Consider the following 21,272-nt stretch of genomic DNA (forward strand, 5'->3'; position numbering starts at 1 on the left):
TTTCCTTTATAATTAAGTTAATTACGAGGTGATAAAAATGACAATTAAATCAGGGTTTGTGGCAATTATTGGCCGTCCAAATGTTGGAAAGTCAACATTATTAAACACAATTTTAAATAATAAAGTAGCAATTGTTACAGCAAAAGCCCAAACAACGCGTAATCGAATTCAAGGAATTTATAATGACAATGAAGCGCAAATTGTGTTTATGGATACGCCAGGAATTCATAAAGCACATCATGAAATGGGTAAATTTATGAATAAAGTTGCTTTATCAACAACAAAAGCAGCTGATGTTATTTTATTTTTAGCGCCTGTAAATGAACATATTGGTGATAATGATCGTTATATTATTAAAGCACTCCAAGAACGAGGTGTTCCAATTGTTTTAGTTGTTACTAAGATTGATTTAGTTTCAAAAGGGGATTTAATGGTTAAAATTGCTGAATGAGAAAAAGTTCACAATTTTACTGCTGTAATCCCAATTTCAGCATTAAAACACGAAAATGTTCCGCAGTTATTAACATTATTAAAAGATCATCTAACAGAAGGACCACAATATTATCCTGATGATATGTTAACTGACCAACCAGAAAAGTTCTTAATTCGTGAAATTATTCGCGAAAAAATTTTACTTTTAACAGAAGATGAAATTCCACATAGTGTGGCAATTTTAATTGACAAGATTGAAGAACAACCAACATTATTAAAAATTATGGCTTCAATTTGTGTTGAGCGCAATTCACAAAAAGGCATTGTGATTGGTAAAAATGGACGGTTAATCAAAGAAATTGGGACGCAAGCTCGTTTAGAGTTAGAACAAATTTTAGGAACAAAAATATTTTTAGAGTTATTTGTTAAAGTGGTTGAAAAATGACGTGATAAACCATCAATGATTGCTCGTTTAGGATATAACAAAGAAAGTTATTAAGCAATAATGACAACAAAAGTTACTGGAATTGTTATTAATAAGCAAAGTTACGATGATGACAGTGAAATTATAACGGTTTTTACCAAAGAATTAGGTAAGTTAGCTTTTTTTGCTCCGGGTGTTCGAAAAATTACTTCGAAAAATCAATATGCGGTGCAATGGTTAGCAACTAGTACATTTGAAATATTTTTATCATATCAAGCAAATAAATTAAGTAAGTTAAAAACAGGAAATTTGTTAATAACACGAATTAAATTAACACAAAACTATGATGATTATTTACTAGTGACATTGCTTTGTGAAATTACCGAACAAGCTGTTGAAGAACGTTCTGCTGATTTAAAACTATATGATTTATTAGCAACAGCATTAGATAATTTAGTTGCTTGAGAAGATAACTTAAGTGTTGTGATTGTTTTTATGTTACAAGTTTTAAAATGGTATGGATTACAATGAAATCTAACGATGTGTAAACGTTGTGGGGGAAAACATAATATTAAAACAATTAGTTTTATTGAAGAAGGATATATTTGTAAAAATTGTTATTTACCAACAGATTATCTTTTTTCAATTGAATTAGTAAAAATGTTTAGTACAACGTCATTAGATAATTTTTATTTTCATAACAAAATTAATGTTAAAGAAATGATTATTTTATTTAAAATGCTATGTGAGTATTATTTAATGAAAGTTGGGATTTTTTCTTATAGTATTTATGAAATGCAGAAAAAATCTTTAATTTTGTCGAAAACTCTTGATATTTATAAAATATACCTAAAATTAGGTATATTTTTAATATATAGAGGTAAATAAATGATGAAAAAAATAATTACAGAATTAATAAATAGCTTAACAGATGATCAATTTTTAGAATTTTATGAAAAAATAAAACAACAAGCAGACTTAATTAAAAAACAAAAACGTTTAAATGAAATTGATCAAAAATTTAGAGATAAAGGCATTATATGTCCTAATTGCAAATCTTTTCATTGTGTTAAAAATGGTCATAATTCCGAAGGAAAACAAAAATATTTATGTAAAAAATGTCGTGCTAGTTTTGATGCATTTCGTCATCATTTTACTTATTGAAGTCATTTAAATTATGAACAGTGAAATTTATTAATTCAAATTTCATTGTTAGGACAATCTAGTAAAATAATTTCTCGTTTTATTAAAACAACCCCAAAAACCGCTTGATATAATCGACAAAAATTAATGCAATCAAAACAATTAGAAAATACACAGTTAAAATTTAAAAAATTAAATGGTCAAATCCAAATGGATGAAACATTTATTAAAGAAATTCATAAAGGCAATTTTAAAGATAAATTTGATAAACGAAAAACTCATCTCGATCCATTTTCAACTGATACCAAATGCTGTATTCAAATGGCAGTTGATAGCAATAATAATATTTTTGTTCAATCCACCAATACCAAAAGATTACAAAAACAATGGATTATTGAAAATATGAATAAGCAACTAATTAAAGAAAAATCAATAATTATTTCTGATATGCAACCACTATATTTATTAGTAGCAAAACAAACAAATTCTACTCTATATTCCACCAAAACTAGTACAAACCCTGATACTAGTTATCAAAAGTTAAATAAGATTAGTAAATTACAATCCAGTCTTAAAGAAGCCTTAATTCATTATCATGGTTTGGGTTTCACTAATATTCAAAATTATTTAAAGCTCTGAAAATGAAAATACCAACACAAAGGTTTAACACCAAACCAACAATCAACGGTATTATATTTTAACGTTTAAAAAATTTAAAGCAAAATCATAATCTTACACAAAATTAGTTTTCAAATTGTCATATTGATGATTTTTTTTATTTCATCAAGAGTTTTCGACAAAATTAAAGGAAAAAATCAATTTATTTTAAATAATAACATAGTATAATTGAGGGTAGAGAAATAAAAAGGAGTTATATTTAATGCAATATACATTAGAAGAAGTTGTTAATCATTTAAAAGCACAAGGCTTTGTTTTTCAAGGAAGTGAAATTTATGGGGGTTTAGCAAATAGTTGAGATTTTGGTCCATTAGGTGTTGAATTAGAACGAAATTTAAAAAGTTTATGATGGCAACATTTTATTACAAAATCGAAATATAATGTTGGTCTTGATAGTGCAATTTTAATGAACAATAATGTGTGAAAGGCTTCGGGTCATTTAGGGAATTTTGCTGATCCATTATTAGATTGTAGAAAATGTAAAACCCGTATGCGAGCAGATAAACTAATTGAAGATAATTATCCTGACCTTAATTGTGGGGGATGAAGTAATGAACAATTAAAAACATTTATTGAAGAAAAGAATTTGGTGTGCCCAAATTGTGGAGCGCATGATTTTACTGATATTCGTCAGTTTGAATTAATGTTTAAGACGAATCACGGTGTGTTAGAAGATGAAAAATCAATTGTTTATTTACGACCAGAAACAGCACAAGGAATTTTTGTTAATTTTAAAAATGTTCAACGTTCATTGCGAAAAAAACTGCCATTTGGAATTGGCCAAATTGGAAAGTCATTTCGAAATGAAATTACACCGGGAAATTTTATTTTTCGAACACGTGAATTTGAACAAATGGAGTTAGAATTTTTTTATGATCCAAATGAAGAAACAGATTGATTTGAATATTGAGTTAAAGAAGTTACTAAGTTTTTAAATTTGATTAATTTAAATCCTAAGAATTATCTTTTTCGTAACCATGAAGCCAATGAATTAGCCCATTATGCTAAACGTACAATTGATGTTGAATATAAGTTTTTATTTGGAACAGGTGAATTATGAGGGATTGCTGATCGTGGTGATTTTGATTTGCGTCAACATAGCATAACGAGTAAACAAGATTTAAGTTATTTAAACCAAGAAACAAACGAAAAAATTTTACCCCATGTTATTGAACCATCAGTTGGGGTTGGGCGTTTAATGTTAGCAATCTTATATGATGCTTATCATGTTGAACAAGTTGGTGATAATGATTCACGAATTGTTTTAAAATTAAGTCCGTTGTTAGCACCATATCAACTTGCTGTTATTCCATTAAGTAAACAATTAAATGCAGCAGCTTATCAATTGTATGAAAAATTATTAAATCAATTCCAATGTACCTATGATGAAACGGGAAACATTGGAAAACGTTATCGTCGCCAAGATGCAATTGGAACACCATTTTGTGTTACTTTTGACTTTGAATCATTAGAAGACCAAAAGGTTACTGTTCGTAATCGTGATACAATGGTGCAAGAACGAATTGCTATTGCTAATTTAGAAGAGCATTTTCAAGCATTATTAAAATAAATAATTAAAAGGAGGAGGAAGGTATGGCATTAATTAGTAATGAAAAGATTGATTTAATTCGGTCAAAAGTAAATATTGTTACAGTAATGTCAGAGTATTTATCGTTGGAAAAACGGGGACGAAATTATTGAGCTGTTTGTCCTTTCCATCAAGATTCACATCCTTCAATGAGCATTTCACCAGAAAAACAAATTTATCGTTGTTTTGCTTGTTCAGCTGGTGGCAATGTTTTTACTTTTTTACAAGAATATGAAAATATTAGTTTTATTGAAGCTTTAAAAAAAGTTGCAGGAATGGCTAATATTTCCTTAGATGAGTTAACAACTTATCAAGAAAAAGCAAAATATGATGAAACTGATAAATTAATTTTTGAAATTAATGCTTTAGCACAAGCTTATTTTAGCAATAACTTAGCAACAAAAAAGGCTCATGCGGCAAAAGAATATTTAGCAACAAGAAAAATTGATGAACAAGAGATTGAGTTATTTAATATTGGTTATGCTGAAAGTGGTTTTGATCATTTATATCATTTTTTAATTAAAAAAGGCTATAGCATTAATGATATTCAACAAACCGGATTAATTACGATTAAAAATGAGAAAGTTTATGATTATTTTAATAATCGAGTTATGTTTCCAATTAAAAATGAGGATAGTTATATTATTGGATTTTCGGGGCGTGTGATTGGGCAAGATGACAACGTTGCGAAGTATTTAAATACCCCAGAAACAAAAGTCTTTAAAAAAGAACAATTAATGTATAATATTCAACGAGCAAAACCATTTATTCGCCAACAAAATAATTTAATTTTGTTAGAAGGATATATGGATGTTATTAGTTTAGATAAATTAGATCTTAAAAATACCGTTGCATTAATGGGGACAAATTTAAGTGATTATTATATTAAGGAAATTAAGAAGTTAACAGGTGAATGCTTAGTCTTTTTAGATGGTGATCAAGCAGGAATTAATGCTAGTTTAAAAGTTGCAGCAAAATTATTAGTTAATAATTTAAAAGTAAAAATTGTTTTAAACGAAACACAGCAAGACCCCGATGAATTGGTCAATAGTGGTCAGGGAGAATTAATTCAGACAATGTTAACCCATGCAATGCATCCAATTAATTTTGCACTGGATTATTTTAAAAATAAATTTAATTTAGAAGAAGCAAATGAATTAGAAGAATTCATCAATGTTGTTGGAACTTTAATTAAAGCAAGCCCCAATCCCTTAGAACAAGAACTAGCAATTAATAATTTGGTAAAAATTACGGGAATTTCAAGTGAAACAATTCAAACAAAAATTACCCAAATTAAAGTGTATTATAAACCAATTACAAATGCTTCAACATTAGACTCACCTTCACCAGTTGTTGTCCCCGAAGTTGCAAAGGCCGCACAAAAGTCAACATCCGGAATTGTTAAAGATTCTAAGGCCATTAAAAAAACAAAATATAAAATTAAAAGTTTAAAACGTTATATGTTAGCAGAGCAAAACATATTATTACAATTACTTGTGTCGCGAAAGGCCGTTGATTTTTATCAGACAAAAATCGTATATTTGAATTTTAATAGTTATCGACTGCTAGCAAATGATATAATTATGTATTATAATAGACATTTAGGGGCAGAAAATGTTAATATTAATATGTTGTGTGAAGAAATAAATGATCCGGATTTAAAGAAGATGTTAATGGACATTATTGATAAATCAACGATTAAAATTAAATATAATAAGAAAGAATTAGAAGACTATGCGCTGCTAATTGATGATTTTGCCAATGAAAAAGAGATTGCAATGCTATGAAATAAACTAGAAAAAGCAAATAATCTGATTGAACAACAAACCATTTCAATGGAAATTGATAAGATGAACCAACGTTTAAAGTTTAAAAAGGGGTAGAGAGAATGGGATTATCAAAAAAAGACATCAGAGAAATAAAAACTTTTGATGAATTTAAAGATTATATTAATAAATTTTTAGAAGAAAATAACAATGAAATTGAACAAGAAAAATTAATTACTTTAATTAATGATCATTTTGAAATTGATGATAATGATGTTGACGAGTACTTTGAAGAATTAGTTGCTAATGGGGTTGAATTTAGCGATGTAAATTTAGAAGAAGTTGAAGAAGTTGAAGAAGTTGAAGAAGTCGAAGAAGTAATTAAACCAGGAAAAAAACAAAGTGAGGATAAGTTGCGCTACAAAGTTGGCGGAATTTCAAATGAAACTAAAATTCAAGATATTATTAAAGCATACTTTAATGTTTTAGGAACAAGTAAAATTCTTACCCGTGAAGAAGAAATTAAATATGCTAAAATACTGGAGGCAACAGATCCCGAAGAAAAACGTTATGGACGTGAAAAGTTGATTACTTCAAACTTAAAGTTAGTTGTATCGGTTGCTCGTAAGCATTTAAACCGGGGGTTAGATTTTTCTGATTTAATTGAAGAAGGAAATATTGGTTTAATGAAAGCGGTTGATAAATTTGACTATACACGTGGATTTAAGTTTTCAACATATGCAACATGATGAATTCGACAAGCAATTACACGAGCAATTGCTGATCAGGCACGAACAATTCGAATTCCAGTGCATATGGTTGAAACAATTAATAAATTAACAAGAATTGAGCGTCAGTTAACGCAAGAATTAGGTCGTGAACCAAGTTTTAATGAGATTGCTGAAAGAATGGGGCAGGGAATGACTGGTGAAAAAGTGCGTGAAATTAAGCGCTTATCAATTGAACCAGTTTCATTAGAAAAGCCAATTGGAGATGAAGATGACACTCATTTTGGTGACTTTGTTAATGACAAAGATATTTTTACTCCTGATGAATATGCTGAGAAAGAATCATTACGAGAAGTAATTGATGAAGTTTTTCATGAGATTTTATCAGCACGTGAAGAGAAAGTAATTAGAATGAGATTTGGAATTTTACCAACAAAATTAAGAACTGTTTTAAGATTGGCAAAGGAATGTGAAGATGAAACTTTTCCAGAATTGGTGCAAACAGTAAAAGCGTTAGATATTCATTATGACACACCAATTGAAAAGGTTCAAAGTCGAAAAAATAAACTAATTGATAAACATTTGTCGAAATACGATTCGCCAAAAACCTTAGAAGAAGTGGGAAAAGAGTTTAAGGTTACTCGTGAGCGTATTCGTCAAATTGAGGCAAAAACAATTCGTAAATTTAAACCAAACCAAGCTAATTCAAAAGCAAAAGTATTAAAAGACTTTTTTAAATGATAGGTGTTTAAACCATGGATAGATTATCAGAACGCCTATTATTAATTGCAAAGCAAGTTAATGATAAAGACGTTATTTGTGATATTGGAACTGATCATGCAATGATTCCAATTTATTTGGCAAAAGGAAATTTAATTACCAAAGCCTATGCTTGTGACATTGCAGAAAAACCATTAGCACAAGCAAAAAAAAATATTGCTAAATATCAAGTTGGTGAAATTATTACCCCAATTTTAGCAAATGGTTTGTATGGACTTGCCAATATTAAAATTGATTCATGTATTATTTCGGGATTAGGTAGTGCTAGTATCCTTGAAATTTTACAAAATGATTCAGATCTAATTGATCGTTATATTTTGTGTTCAAATGATGACCCAACTATTTTACGACAATGAGTTAAAGCAAAAAAATACTTTATTGAAAAAGAACTTTTAATTAAAGAAAATGAAATTATTTATGAAATTATTGTTATCAATAAAGTTGCTGGGCAAAAAGTTAAAAACAAAAGAGACATTCTGTTCGGGCCAGTATTGCGAAAAGAACAAACTAAACTTTTTCAAGAAAAATGATTATTAAAAAACGATTATTATCAAACATTATTAAATAAAATTCCAGTCAAAACAAAACGTTATAAAGAAATTAGAGCAAAATTAAAAATGATAAATAAGGTGATTTAATGTTAATTAAAAAATTATATCAAGAAATTGAAACTGATTTTCCGTTAAAAACAGCAGCGAAGTGAGATTATAGCGGTTTTCAATGGGGATTTAAACATAATGAAATAACGCAAGTTTTTGTTAGTTTAGATTTAACAACAGAAGTGATTGATGAAGTCATTGCCCAAAAAGCAAATGTGATTATTACGCATCATCCGTTTTGTTTTAATAAGAAAAAAGTATGAGCACAAATTAAGTATAAACAAGAAATTTTAAAACGGTTAAAAGAACATCAAATTTCGGTTTATGCGGTTCATACTAACTATGATGGTTTAATGAATGAATTAATTTTGCAAGAACTAGATGCGCAAAAAATTATTTCATTTGCAAAAGATTCTTTTACTAAAATTGGTTATGTGACATTAACTGTTGATGAAGTTATTACAAAGTTGAAAACAATTTTTAACATTGCAGTAGTGCAACATAATTTAACAAATTATCACCAACCAATAACAACAATTGCTTTAGCTGCTGGTGCTGGTGGGGATGTTATTGCTAAATTAGATAATGAAGTTGATCTTTTTATTACTGGAGAAATAAAATGAGACCAGTGAGTGTTAGCAAATGAGAAGCAACTTTCCGTTGTTTGTTTTAACCACTATATGGAAGACTTTTTTAGTATTGCTTTTGCGGGTTATTTAAAACGGAAATTTCCAACTTTGCCAGTTACTGTTTATCATATTAAAAATATTATTAACTATCGTTAGTAATATTTTTTAATTTTTCAAAATATTGCAACATTTGGCAAGTTTTAGCGATATTTTTTATTAATTTTAACTTTTTTAGGTTAGAATTAATGTGGCAATTTCTTTAATTTTGTCGAAAACTCTTGATATTTATAAAATATACCTAAAATTAGGTATATTTTTAATATATGGAGGTAAATAAATGATGAAAAAAATAATTACAGAATTAATAAATAGCTTAACAGATGATCAATTTTTAGAATTTTATGAAAAAATAAAACAACAAGCAGACTTAATTAAAAAACAAAAACGTTTAAATGAAATTGATCAAAAATTTAGAGATAAAGGCATTATATGTCCTAATTGCAAATCTTTTCATTGTGTTAAAAATGGTCATAATTCCGAAGGAAAACAAAAATATTTATGTAAAAAATGTCGTGCTAGTTTTGATGCATTTCGTCATCATTTTACTTATTGAAGTCATTTAAATTATGAACAGTGAAATTTATTAATTCAAATTTCATTGTTAGGACAATCTAGTAAAATAATTTCTCGTTTTATTAAAACAACCCCAAAAACCGCTTGATATAATCGACAAAAATTAATGCAATCAAAACAATTAGAAAATACACAGTTAAAATTTAAAAAATTAAATGGTCAAATCCAAATGGATGAAACATTTATTAAAGAAATTCATAAAGGCAATTTTAAAGATAAATTTGATAAACGAAAAACTCATCTCGATCCATTTTCAACTGATACCAAATGCTGTATTCAAATGGCAGTTGATAGCAATAATAATATTTTTGTTCAATCCACCAATACCAAAAGATTACAAAAACAATGGATTATTGAAAATATGAATAAGCAACTAATTAAAGAAAAATCAATAATTATTTCTGATATGCAACCACTATATTTATTAGTAGCAAAACAAACAAATTCTACTCTATATTCCACCAAAACTAGTACAAACCCTGATACTAGTTATCAAAAGTTAAATAAGATTAGTAAATTACAATCCAGTCTTAAAGAAGCCTTAATTCATTATCATGGTTTGGGTTTCACTAATATTCAAAATTATTTAAAGCTCTGAAAATGAAAATACCAACACAAAGGTTTAACACCAAACCAACAATCAACGGTATTATATTTTAACGTTTAAAAAATTTAAAGCAAAATCATAATCTTACACAAAATTAGTTTTCAAATTGTCATATTGATGATTTTTTTTATTTCATCAAGAGTTTTCGACAAAATTAAAGGGCAATTTTAAAAAAGGAGATGTCTATTAAATATGAAAAAACTATTAGCATTGCTAGAAATTTCTGCTTTGACAACAACAAGTGTTAGTACAATTGTTGGATGTCAACATTTGCAACCAGCAGAAGAAGACCCAAATATTGGAACTGCGAAAGATGCAGAGATTTTAAACAAAATTTCACAACGTGCTTCAAATGCTTTTTTAGATTATATTTGCGCTAAAAACATTATTGATAGTACGGAATATCAAAACCAATTTAGTAATTTATACACAATGGTCTATAAAAACAACCAAAAGGTCCCATTGTCTCCAACCTATGAAAACGTTAAACCAGCTTTATCAATTCTAATGGCTGGTTTTATGGCAAGTTTTAATAACATTAATAATGCAATTATTAGTGATTATTAAAATTATTATTTAAAAACAACCCCATTAGAGATAGTTCCTAATAGCTCAACATATAGTTTGAGTTTTATTGATGTTAACCAATTAGTAGCTATTTCTGATCCAGCGATTGAAGATGTGCATGCTGTTCGCATTGATTTTAATTTTAAATTTGAAGTTAATTTTAAAACATTAACATCATCTTCTGAGTATTCAATGCAATATATTATTACTGATAATCCAATTGTAATGAAAAAAGTTTTAACGGGAGTTATTAGTAAAATTTCAAAAGTAATCGTTGATTTCTTTAATAAAGAAGGAACATTTCAAATTGACAACAATAATGATTTTAAATAAATTTATGATGATTTTAATGTTAATTATACAACTAATTTTACGGACTTAGATAATATTATTTTCTTTAATTTTGTCGAAAACTCTTGATGAAATAAAAAAAATCATCAATATTACAATTTGAAAACTAATTTTGTGTAAGATTATGATTTTGCTTTAAATTTTTTAAACGTTAAAATATAATACCGTTGATTGTTGGTTTGGTGTTAAACCTTTGTGTTGGTATTTTCATTTTCAGAGCTTTAAATAATTTTGAATATTAGTGAAACCCAAACCATGATAATGAATTAAGGATTCTTTAAGACTGGATTGTAATTTACTAATCTTATTTAACTTTTGATAACTAGTATCAGGGTTTGTACTAGTTTTGGTGGAATATAGAGTAGAATTTGTTTGTTTTGCTACTAATAAATATAGTGGTTGCATATCAGAAATAATTATTGATTTTTCTTTAATTAGTTGCTTATTCATATTTTCAATAATCCATTGTTTTTGTAATCTTTTGGTATTGGTGGATTGAACAAAAATATTATTATTGCTATCAACTGCCATTTGAATACAGCATTTGGTATCAGTTGAAAATGGATCGAGATGAGTTTTTCGTTTATCAAATTTATCTTTAAAATTGCCTTTATGAATTTCTTTAATAAATGTTTCATCCATTTGGATTTGACCATTTAATTTTTTAAATTTTAACTGTGTATTTTCTAATTGTTTTGATTGCATTAATTTTTGTCGATTATATCAAGCGGTTTTTGGGGTTGTTTTAATAAAACGAGAAATTATTTTACTAGATTGTCCTAACAATGAAATTTGAATTAATAAATTTCACTGTTCATAATTTAAATGACTTCAATAAGTAAAATGATGACGAAATGCATCAAAACTAGCACGACATTTTTTACATAAATATTTTTGTTTTCCTTCGGAATTATGACCATTTTTAACACAATGAAAAGATTTGCAATTAGGACATATAATGCCTTTATCTCTAAATTTTTGATCAATTTCATTTAAACGTTTTTGTTTTTTAATTAAGTCTGCTTGTTGTTTTATTTTTTCATAAAATTCTAAAAATTGATCATCTGTTAAGCTATTTATTAATTCTGTAATTATTTTTTTCATCATTTATTTACCTCCATATATTAAAAATATACCTAATTTTAGGTATATTTTATAAATATCAAGAGTTTTCGACAAAATTAAAGATTATTTTTACAAAATTAAAAAAAGTTCTGACAGATGATGCGACTTTAAAAGATTTTGTTGATAATATTAAATATAATTCAGCAATTCCATTATTAACTTTATTAACTAGTGCAATTAATGATAAAACAAATGGCGAAGCTGTTGTCAGAGCAGATACAGCGACGTATAATTGAACTGGTGAAGGTTATCAACCAGCGCAAATTACCCCAGAACATTTTGTTCAATTTTATAGTTCATTTGTTAATGTTTTTAATACTGGTCATAATAATTTAAACTTAGCAACTTTTAATATTGATTTAGGAAAAATAATTGTTGCTGGTTTACCATTATCGGGCGCTGTTATTAGTGGTGACCATCCGTTAAAAGTCCAAGTTGAAATTACAGAGGAAGGTTTAACAAATAAATTAACCCAATTTGGAAATTTAATAGCTGCTTTTTTTAAATATTTTCAAATTGAATCAAATAAAAATTCAGCGGTGCTTCATCTTAACGATACAACGTTTGCTAAAATTTTAGCTTTATCACAGTATGATTATATAAAGATTTTACACATTTTATCTAATGATTTTAAAGCATCGGATGAAGCAAAGGATTTACCAGGTTTGAATATTTTTTCTTTAGGAGATTTAAGTCAAAATCATAATTTAGAATTGAATGCTGCTAAAACTCGTTTTACTTTAGGGCGATATTGGATTTGAAATTTTGATTTTCATTTTGGAACAAATAATGCAATTTTTTATACCGGTTGAACTTTATGAAATTTTGCTTTAATTTTGTCGAAAACTCTTGATGAAATAAAAAAAAATCATCAATATGACAATTTGAAAACTAATTTTGTGTAAGATTATGATTTTGCTTTAAATTTTTTAAACGTTAAAATATAATACCGTTGATTGTTGGTTTGGTGTTAAACCTTTGTGTTGGTATTTTCATTTTCAGAGCTTTAAATAATTTTGAATATTAGTGAAACCCAAACCATGATAATGAATTAAGGCTTCTTTAAGACTGGATTGTAATTTACTAATCTTATTTAACTTTTGATAACTAGTATCAGGGTTTGTACTAGTTTTGGTGGAATATAGAGTAGAATTTGTTTGTTTTGCTACTAATAAATATAGTGGTTGCATATCAGAAATAATTATTGATTTTTCTTTAATTAGTTGCTTATTCATATTTTCAATAATCCATTGTTTTTGTAATCTTTTGGTATTGGTGGATTGAACAAAAATATTATTATTGCTATCAACTGCCATTTGAATACAGCATTTGGTATCAGTTGAAAATGGATCGAGATGAGTTTTTCGTTTATCAAATTTATCTTTAAAATTGCCTTTATGAATTTCTTTAATAAATGTTTCATCCATTTGGATTTGACCATTTAATTTTTTAAATTTTAACTGTGTATTTTCTAATTGTTTTGATTGCATTAATTTTTGTCGATTATATCAAGCGGTTTTTGGGGTTGTTTTAATAAAACGAGAAATTATTTTACTAGATTGTCCTAACAATGAAATTTGAATTAATAAATTTCACTGTTCATAATTTAAATGACTTCAATAAGTAAAATGATGACGAAATGCATCAAAACTAGCACGACATTTTTTACATAAATATTTTTGTTTTCCTTCGGAATTATGACCATTTTTAACACAATGAAAAGATTTGCAATTAGGACATATAATGCCTTTATCTCTAAATTTTTGATCAATTTCATTTAAACGTTTTTGTTTTTTAATTAAGTCTGCTTGTTGTTTTATTTTTTCATAAAATTCTAAAAATTGATCATCTGTTAAGCTATTTATTAATTCTGTAATTATTTTTTTCATCATTTATTTACCTCCATATATTAAAAATATACCTAATTTTAGGTATATTTTATAAATATCAAGAGTTTTCGACAAAATTAAAGAAATTTTCTTTAATTTTGTCGAAAACTCTTGATGAAATAAAAAAAATCATCAATATGACAATTTGAAAACTAATTTTGTGTAAGATTATGATTTTGCTTTAAATTTTTTAAACGTTAAAATATAATACCGTTGATTGTTGGTTTGGTGTTAAACCTTTGTGTTGGTATTTTCATTTTCAGAGCTTTAAATAATTTTGAATATTAGTGAAACCCAAACCATGATAATGAATTAAGGCTTCTTTAAGACTGGATTGTAATTTACTAATCTTATTTAACTTTTGATAACTAGTATCAGGGTTTGTACTAGTTTTGGTGGAATATAGAGTAGAATTTGTTTGTTTTGCTACTAATAAATATAGTGGTTGCATATCAGAAATAATTATTGATTTTTCTTTAATTAGTTGCTTATTCATATTTTCAATAATCCATTGTTTTTGTAATCTTTTGGTATTGGTGGATTGAACAAAAATATTATTATTGCTATCAACTGCCATTTGAATACAGCATTTGGTATCAGTTGAAAATGGATCGAGATGAGTTTTTCGTTTATCAAATTTATCTTTAAAATTGCCTTTATGAATTTCTTTAATAAATGTTTCATCCATTTGGATTTGACCATTTAATTTTTTAAATTTTAACTGTGTATTTTCTAATTGTTTTGATTGCATTAATTTTTGTCGATTATATCAAGCGGTTTTTGGGGTTGTTTTAATAAAACGAGAAATTATTTTACTAGATTGTCCTAACAATGAAATTTGAATTAATAAATTTCACTGTTCATAATTTAAATGACTTCAATAAGTAAAATGATGACGAAATGCATCAAAACTAGCACGACATTTTTTACATAAATATTTTTGTTTTCCTTCGGAATTATGACCATTTTTAACACAATGAAAAGATTTGCAATTAGGACATATAATGCCTTTATCTCTAAATTTTTGATCAATTTCATTTAAACGTTTTTGTTTTTTAATTAAGTCTGCTTGTTGTTTTATTTTTTCATAAAATTCTAAAAATTGATCATCTGTTAAGCTATTTATTAATTCTGTAATTATTTTTTTCATCATTTATTTACCTCCATATATTAAAAATATACCTAATTTTAGGTATATTTTATAAATATCAAGAGTTTTCGACAAAATTAAAGGAAATTTTGAACTTCAGTTTGAGAAATTTAATATATAATTTTAAGATAATAAAAATAAAGCGAATTTCGCTTTATTTTTTAGATGTTTTCTAAAAAACGAATTACTTCTAATTGAATAATACTTGGTGTTGAAGCACCAGCAGTAACAGCAACATCGCTTTTGTTTGTTAATCAATCACGGTTAATATCATTTTTATCATTAATACGATATGATTTAATGCCAATTTGTTCTCCCATTTCAACTAATTTTAAAGTGTTACTACTGCGTTCATCACCAACCACTAATAAAAGATCAATATTGGTTGGATCTAAACTTAAAACTGCATTTTGGCGCTCCAATGTCGCGTTACATAAATAATTTTTAAAAGTAATTTCATTCGGAACTAACCTTTTAATTTTTTCAACAATTGCTTCAATATCAATTTTTGATAAGGTGGTTTGGTTAGTAATTAAGATTTTTTTATTTGGATCAAGGTCAAGCAGAATTGTATCAGCTTCTTCTTCGGTTGTGACAAGTTTAATGGTGGGACTAATTGCTAACATTGCATTTGTTTCTGGATGAAAGTGTTTTCCGATAAAGATAATTTGATAATCGTCTTTTTGTAAATATTCTTTAATTAAATCTTTCGTTACTGTCACTCATTCACATTCGGTATCAACAAGCGTAATGTTTTTCACTGCCGCAATATCTTTAATTCGATCATCACTGCTATGAGCACTTAAAATGATAACAGCATTATCTGGTATTGTTTTAATTAATTCTAAGCGGTTGAGTTTAAAGTCATTAACGGGGATGACACCTAAGTTAACAATTTCTTCAATAACATGGCGGTTATGGACTAAGTAACCTAACATATAAATTTCCCGCCCGGCATACTTTACTGCCGCTTCTTTTGCTCATTTAATTGATTTAACAACACCAAGGCAGTATCCGCGTGGTGTTACTTTGACAACTTTCATTTTTTCACCACCCATTTTATCTATTTATATGATAACACAACTAAAAAATGTTAGTCTCATCATTTTAAAATAATCTGTTAAAGGTATTTATTAATTAACTTAAATTTGATACAATTATATGGTATATTTTAAGGTAAAGAGTATGATTTTCCTTAAAATATTACATTTATTTTAAAATAGTAATACTTTAGGATAAAAATAATTTAATTAAATATATAGCGCTAAAAGCATTATACGAAAGGAGATTGAGTATGACAACTTCAAAAACTGTGAAAACTACTAGCAAGGCATCAACGCCTAAAAAGCCTGTATTAAAAAATGGTGTGGAAGAAAAATGAATATTTATTAAAGAACAAGCAGTAGTAGATTCAACTCCAGCGATGAAAAGATCAATCGATCGTTCAGTTGGATATGTTTATACTAAAACTGTTGCAGATTATCGTGCCAAAGATGGTTCGGCAATTACAACCGCAATTACTGCAGAAAGATTAATTGCAGAGAGATTAGGGAAATCAACAGCACAGCGAAAAGCAATTGAAGCAAAAAATCGTAAAGTGGCAAATGAAAAATTAGAAGCAATTGGAAATGGGAATCCCGCAAAAAAAGCAGCAGCAAAAAGCAAGGGTGCTAAAAAAACAAGTGCAAAAAAAACAACAGGGAAAAAAATGGCATTAAAAAAATAAGAGAAAATAAAGAGAGATAGGAACAATAACTAGTTTTACTAGTTATTGTTTTATTTAAATTTTTTATTAATATTTTTACTGTTTTATTAAAAAATAGAAAAATAAAATTAAGAATTTTTGATAATTAGGACTATAATAAACTTAAATAAGGGGAAAGAGGTTGAATTATGAAAACATTTGCAAAATGAAGTATTGCTTTAATTTGAACTATTGTTTTACTTATTTTAGTTTTAGCATTAGCTTTTTTAGCTGTTCATTATAATGGTTATTATTGAGAAGGGAAAGAACTACCTATTAATATTAATGATATTAAATCATTTGATGGGAATGGTTATCAATTAATTACTGAATTAGGTCTTGGGGAAGTAATGCGATTAGCATCAAGTGGGACTTTTACTTGAGGGTATTCTAATTATGTTACTGTTAATGGTCAAGCGATAGACTTAATGGAATGATTAAAACAACCAGTAAGTGTTGTAAATGGTATTATTCAGTGACCAGCAGATTATGAACTTGAAATTGGAACAAATTTTGCAACAGTAACGGGAAGTATTGTTGTTGTCTTATTAGTTGCCATCCCAGTTTTAAGTCTTGTTGGTTTTTATGTAACTGCAAAAATGACTAAAGCAATTACTCGCCCTTATTCAATTGAATATTTAGATGCTCGAAAAAATATTAAAAAAACAAAAACTCATGCTAAAAAAGCATTAACAAAAATGGGGAAAGCTGTTAAAAAAGGAAAAGAACAATCAACCACGTTAGCTAAAACAAAAGAATATTGAACTAATTCATTAGATCAAGCGCAATCTGCTTTTAATAAAGAAAAAGAACTTTTTAAAACCAAATATAATAAAAAACCTCCAGCCAAAAAATTAAATATTGCTGTTGGAAAATAGCAGATTAAATAATTAAATTAGCAATAATTTCATTTTTTATTTATGTTATAATTTTGATATTAAGAGGGTGCTGACAATGAGTAATTTTAATAAACTAGGTTTAAAACGCTTTTTAAATTTAGGGTTAGAACAATTAAATTTTACAGAACCAACAATGGTCCAAGAAAAAGTTATTCCATTGTTATTAAAACATCAAAATGTTATTTGTAAAGCCCATACGGGGACGGGTAAAACTTTTGCTTTTTGTTTACCAATTTTAAATAATTTAAATTATGACCAACCAAGCATTCAAGCAATCATTGTGACACCAACGCGGGAGTTAGCAAAACAAATTTATGATAACATTCGTTTTTTTAAAACGTTTCAACCAGCATTACAAGTTAATTGTTTTGTTGGTGGAGAAGATATTAACCGCCAAGTAGAACAGTTAACGCGAAGTCAACCACACATTATGGTTGTGACACCAACACGGTTAAAGGATTTGTTTGATCAGCAAAGTTTAAAATTAGGAAAGTTAACAACATTTATTGTTGATGAATGTGATATGATTTTTGATTTAGGTTTTATTGAAAATGTTGATTATTTGTTAAGCAAGGTTAATTCTAATGTTCAAGTTTCTGTTTTTTCAGCAACAATTCCAGAAGAACTAAAACCATTTTTAATTAAATATTTAAATAATCCGCATTACTTAGATTTAAATGCAAATCAAACAACAAACCAAAATATTACGCATATTTTAATTCCAACGAAGCACCAAGAACGAAGCACTGTTTTATTAAAACTTTTAAATACGTTTGATCCCTATTTATGTTTAATTTTTGTTAATAAAAAAGAAGAAATTAATAAATATTATGATTTATTATTAGAACATAATTATTCGGTAACTCAATTGCATGCTGGGTTAGAACCACGTTTGCGAACTCAAATTGTAAAACGAATTCGTAATTTAGAATATAAATATATTATTGCAAGTGATATTGCTGCGCGTGGAATTGATTTTGTTGGCGTAAGCCATGTTATTTCAATCGACTTACCAACTGACCTCGAATATTATATTCATCGTAGTGGTCGAACCGGACGGGCGAATTATACTGGTTATAGTTATACTTTGTATGATACAAAAAATTTAACGCTAGTTCAACAACTAATTGCAAAGGGAATTACTTTCAAGTATCAAAAATGAAATCAGCAGAACGAATTAGTCGATGTTGATTTAGCAATTAGTAAACCAAAAAAACAAAATTCAGAACAAGTCAATAATGAAATTAACAAAATTATTCATCGTTATAAAACAAAAGAGAATAATAAAAAGGTTAAACCTGGTTATAAAAAGAAACGAAAAGAAGAGATTGCTGCGTTAAAAAAACAAATTCGTCGTGATCATATAAAAGCATCAATTAAAAAAATTAAAAAAGAAAAAGCAAAAGAACGGGGAATGAAATTATTTGATAAAGAATAACAAAGCAAGATTGAAAAATTTAATATAAAAAAGAAACAAAAACCTTTTTATTATAATTATTCTATAATTTCTAAAATTAGAAATTATTTATAAAAACAAATAGGAGGAAAAATATGACTCATAATGAGGCAACAAAAACAACAAGCACTAAGAAAAAAACAGATCTAAATAAAAAAATTAGTTCATTTTTTTCAATAAAAATGTTTCGTTATACTTTAATTAAAATGTTAAAATCACCATCAACATATGTTATGTTTGTGTTGACATTTGTTGTAGGATTAATTATTACTATTTCAATGTCGACAACAATGATGGATAATCCTAGTGGTGAATATAGTGAGACAGCAAAATCAGTATTTAGTATTTATTCATAAATTTGATATATGTTGTATTTTGGTTTAACATCAATGTTTATTGGATTTAAAGCTGTACAATTAGTGCGTGATGAAATTGATGATGGAACATTATTAATTTTTTCATCAATTCCAATTTTACGAACAAGAATGATTATTGAAAAATGATTAGCACTACAATTTTTGTGTTTAGTATATTCAGTAATAATTTTATTAGTACCACCTTTAATTTCATTAGGAATGGGTCCAAAAGGAGCGGCACTAGGAAAAGTAATTTTAAGTAAAATTAATTTTATGATTTTAACAAGTTTTATTTTACAATTATTTTTGACAACAATTGGAATTTTAATCTCATTAGGATTAAATTCAAAAGGAGTTATTGGAATCTTATTTACAGTTGGTTTTTTAACTGTAATTGGGGCGATGATTCCCTTCATTTATAATTCAACAAAATTTTCTGATAAGTCTTCAGCATATTTAATGCAAACAACGGACTTAGCAAAAAGTCCCGTCAAGTTTAATGATTCTGAACTTATTAAAACATATCATAATATCCTTGACCCGGTTGGATGGCCAGCTTGAAGTTATTATAATAACAAACTTCAACTTAATATTAATTCTAGTTTAGATGTTAACACAGCTGGTTCATTTAATGTTACTAGTTTAGTTAATAATATTGATACTGCAATTCAAAATGCTTTAACAGCAAATCCGGGGGCAACAGAAATTAATTGAGAACAGTTTGTAGCAGAAGTCAAGAAAGATTCAACCAGTTATCCAAAATTAGCAAAATTAATTAACAATAATTTTTTAGAATTCGATGGTTATAATCCAAAACCATTTACTGAAATGGAAAGAGGAAATGATAAAGTTAAATTTTCTAATAATACGGATAAAGGAATTAATATTTTAGGACAATTTTATCAAGAATTAGCTTCTGGAACACCATTGATTGTTTCATCAGCAAAACCTTCATCAACAAAACTTAATTTAAATGAAATAGATGAAAGTAAATTAACAAGTAATACTTCAAAACAAATTTATAAAATTATGAAAACAATGTATGATAAAGGGGTATTTTTACCAACAATTATTGGTTATGATTATAATTCATATCGTTCTAATTCATATAGCGATCTTCTTGGACCAAATGTTATTACAAATTTTATTGTTGCAGGATTATCAAACGATAGTCACAAACATTTTCGTGATTTTAGTGGTAATTTAACAAACTTTTTAACAAAAAATTTATATTTGCAAAATGTTTATCTTAATGACCCCGTAATGTCAATCTATTATCAATTTGTTTCACAAATGTATTATTGGTTGAATCAAGGAGCATATACAAGAATGTCAGATACTGCTATTTTTGATGATAAAACTAAAGCCACATCAGAATTACAAAGTATTGCCAGTGCTGAAAAACAATATAAATTAATGGCTTATTTAAATATTTGACAACAATTAGTTATTATGTGAACAGGTGATGCTCGCGCAAGTCTTGCCGCACAAGATAATATTGTATCATCAATGTTATTACCATTAAATAATTATTTAGAACCAAAAGTTAATAATGTTGAATACAAAGTTAATAACAATGCTGCACAAACAGGTTATTTCTTAATGGCTGATTTTAATAGACCAGTAACATTAACTAGTTTAACAGGAATGTATGCCGGTTATTTATTAGTAACTGTCGGATTAGCAGCGATAACATTATGATGAATTACAAGAAAGGATTTTGTATAG

At 27.1% G+C, this 21,272-nt stretch carries 21 protein-coding genes; 17 read left to right on the forward strand and 4 right to left on the reverse strand.

The window, feature by feature from the left end:
- The first annotated feature begins 37 nt into the window (after positions 1–37).
- From era to ACOBME_RS08165, 11 genes are all read left to right on the forward strand, one after another.
- The gene (gene era, locus ACOBME_RS08115) at positions 38–931 is read left to right on the forward strand and encodes a GTPase Era (RefSeq protein WP_338965548.1); all 894 of its coding nucleotides are present in this window, start codon (positions 38–40) and stop codon (positions 929–931) included.
- A gap of 6 nt (positions 932–937) precedes the next feature.
- On the forward strand, positions 938–1,744 hold the full coding sequence (gene recO, locus ACOBME_RS08120) for a DNA repair protein RecO (protein WP_338965550.1): 807 nt from the start codon (positions 938–940) through the stop codon (positions 1,742–1,744).
- Positions 1,745–2,707, forward strand: a complete 963-nt coding sequence (locus ACOBME_RS08125) for an IS1/IS1595 family N-terminal zinc-binding domain-containing protein (protein WP_338963247.1) — start codon at positions 1,745–1,747, stop codon at positions 2,705–2,707.
- 172 nt (positions 2,708–2,879) lie between these two features.
- A complete protein-coding gene (locus tag ACOBME_RS08130; RefSeq protein ID WP_338965552.1) occupies positions 2,880–4,247 on the forward strand; it encodes a glycine--tRNA ligase in 1,368 nt (455 codons plus the stop codon).
- 23 nt (positions 4,248–4,270) lie between these two features.
- Positions 4,271–6,148 (forward strand): DNA primase, encoded by a 1,878-nt coding sequence (dnaG, locus tag ACOBME_RS08135; protein WP_419334905.1) that lies wholly within the window; start codon positions 4,271–4,273, stop codon positions 6,146–6,148.
- Between the two features lie 5 nt (positions 6,149–6,153).
- Positions 6,154–7,503 carry a sigma-70 family RNA polymerase sigma factor gene (locus tag ACOBME_RS08140; RefSeq protein ID WP_338965554.1) on the forward strand — a complete coding sequence of 450 codons (1,350 nt, stop codon included), beginning with the start codon at positions 6,154–6,156 and terminating at the stop codon, positions 7,501–7,503.
- Between the two features lie 11 nt (positions 7,504–7,514).
- Complete coding sequence (locus ACOBME_RS08145; protein WP_338965555.1) at positions 7,515–8,177, forward strand: tRNA (adenine(22)-N(1))-methyltransferase; 663 nt, start codon at positions 7,515–7,517, stop codon at positions 8,175–8,177.
- Positions 8,177–8,923, forward strand: coding sequence for a Nif3-like dinuclear metal center hexameric protein (locus tag ACOBME_RS08150; RefSeq protein ID WP_338965557.1), 747 nt, complete (start codon positions 8,177–8,179; stop codon positions 8,921–8,923). Before ACOBME_RS08145 ends, ACOBME_RS08150 begins: the two co-directional genes overlap by 1 nt.
- 181 nt (positions 8,924–9,104) lie before the next feature.
- Positions 9,105–10,067, forward strand: a complete 963-nt coding sequence (locus ACOBME_RS08155) for an IS1/IS1595 family N-terminal zinc-binding domain-containing protein (protein ID WP_338963247.1) — start codon at positions 9,105–9,107, stop codon at positions 10,065–10,067.
- Positions 10,068–10,199: 132 nt separating this feature from the next.
- A complete protein-coding gene (locus ACOBME_RS08160; protein ID WP_338965558.1) occupies positions 10,200–10,574 on the forward strand; it encodes a hypothetical protein in 375 nt (124 codons plus the stop codon).
- Positions 10,575–10,631: 57 nt separating this feature from the next.
- A complete protein-coding gene (locus ACOBME_RS08165) occupies positions 10,632–10,907 on the forward strand; it encodes a hypothetical protein (protein ID WP_419334908.1) in 276 nt (91 codons plus the stop codon).
- Between the two features lie 162 nt (positions 10,908–11,069).
- On the opposite strand, the gene ACOBME_RS08170 is transcribed toward ACOBME_RS08165, so the two are convergent.
- Complete coding sequence (locus ACOBME_RS08170) at positions 11,070–12,032, reverse strand: transposase (protein ID WP_419334611.1); 963 nt, start codon at positions 12,030–12,032, stop codon at positions 11,070–11,072.
- Positions 12,033–12,589: 557 nt separating this feature from the next.
- On the opposite strand from ACOBME_RS08170, the gene ACOBME_RS08175 reads away from it, so the two are divergent.
- Positions 12,590–12,955: a hypothetical protein gene (locus ACOBME_RS08175; protein WP_419334910.1), complete on the forward strand. Its 366-nt coding sequence runs from the start codon at positions 12,590–12,592 to the stop codon at positions 12,953–12,955.
- A gap of 24 nt (positions 12,956–12,979) precedes the next feature.
- On the opposite strand, the gene ACOBME_RS08180 is transcribed toward ACOBME_RS08175, so the two are convergent.
- The 3 genes from ACOBME_RS08180 to ispH form a co-directional block, all read right to left on the reverse strand.
- Positions 12,980–13,942, reverse strand: a complete 963-nt coding sequence (locus ACOBME_RS08180; protein ID WP_338963247.1) for an IS1/IS1595 family N-terminal zinc-binding domain-containing protein — start codon at positions 13,940–13,942, stop codon at positions 12,980–12,982.
- 187 nt (positions 13,943–14,129) lie between these two features.
- Positions 14,130–15,092: an IS1/IS1595 family N-terminal zinc-binding domain-containing protein gene (locus ACOBME_RS08185; RefSeq protein ID WP_338963247.1), complete on the reverse strand. Its 963-nt coding sequence runs from the start codon at positions 15,090–15,092 to the stop codon at positions 14,130–14,132.
- A 158-nt stretch (positions 15,093–15,250) separates the two neighbouring features.
- Positions 15,251–16,132 carry a 4-hydroxy-3-methylbut-2-enyl diphosphate reductase gene (gene ispH / locus ACOBME_RS08190; protein WP_419334912.1) on the reverse strand — a complete coding sequence of 294 codons (882 nt, stop codon included), beginning with the start codon at positions 16,130–16,132 and terminating at the stop codon, positions 15,251–15,253.
- Positions 16,133–16,383: 251 nt separating this feature from the next.
- Here ispH and ACOBME_RS08195 point away from each other — a divergent pair, with 251 nt between their 5' ends.
- The 5 genes from ACOBME_RS08195 (at position 16,384) to ACOBME_RS08215 (ending at position 21,272) form a co-directional block, all read left to right on the forward strand.
- Positions 16,384–16,815, forward strand: coding sequence for a hypothetical protein (locus tag ACOBME_RS08195; RefSeq protein WP_419334913.1), 432 nt, complete (start codon positions 16,384–16,386; stop codon positions 16,813–16,815).
- A gap of 167 nt (positions 16,816–16,982) precedes the next feature.
- Entirely contained in the window at positions 16,983–17,711 is a 729-nt protein-coding gene (locus ACOBME_RS08200; protein ID WP_338965568.1) for a hypothetical protein, read from the forward strand.
- 76 nt (positions 17,712–17,787) lie between these two features.
- Entirely contained in the window at positions 17,788–19,170 is a 1,383-nt protein-coding gene (locus ACOBME_RS08205; RefSeq protein ID WP_338965570.1) for a DEAD/DEAH box helicase, read from the forward strand.
- Positions 19,171–19,283: 113 nt separating this feature from the next.
- Positions 19,284–19,544, forward strand: coding sequence for a hypothetical protein (locus ACOBME_RS08210; protein ID WP_338965571.1), 261 nt, complete (start codon positions 19,284–19,286; stop codon positions 19,542–19,544).
- A 33-nt stretch (positions 19,545–19,577) separates the two neighbouring features.
- Positions 19,578–21,272 carry an ABC transporter permease gene (locus ACOBME_RS08215; RefSeq protein WP_338965572.1) on the forward strand — a complete coding sequence of 565 codons (1,695 nt, stop codon included), beginning with the start codon at positions 19,578–19,580 and terminating at the stop codon, positions 21,270–21,272.

Origin of the sequence: Spiroplasma endosymbiont of Sarcophaga variegata, assembly GCF_965178695.1 — a bacterium.
Classification (GTDB): domain Bacteria; phylum Bacillota_I; class Bacilli_A; order Mycoplasmatales; family Mycoplasmataceae; genus Spiroplasma; species Spiroplasma poulsonii.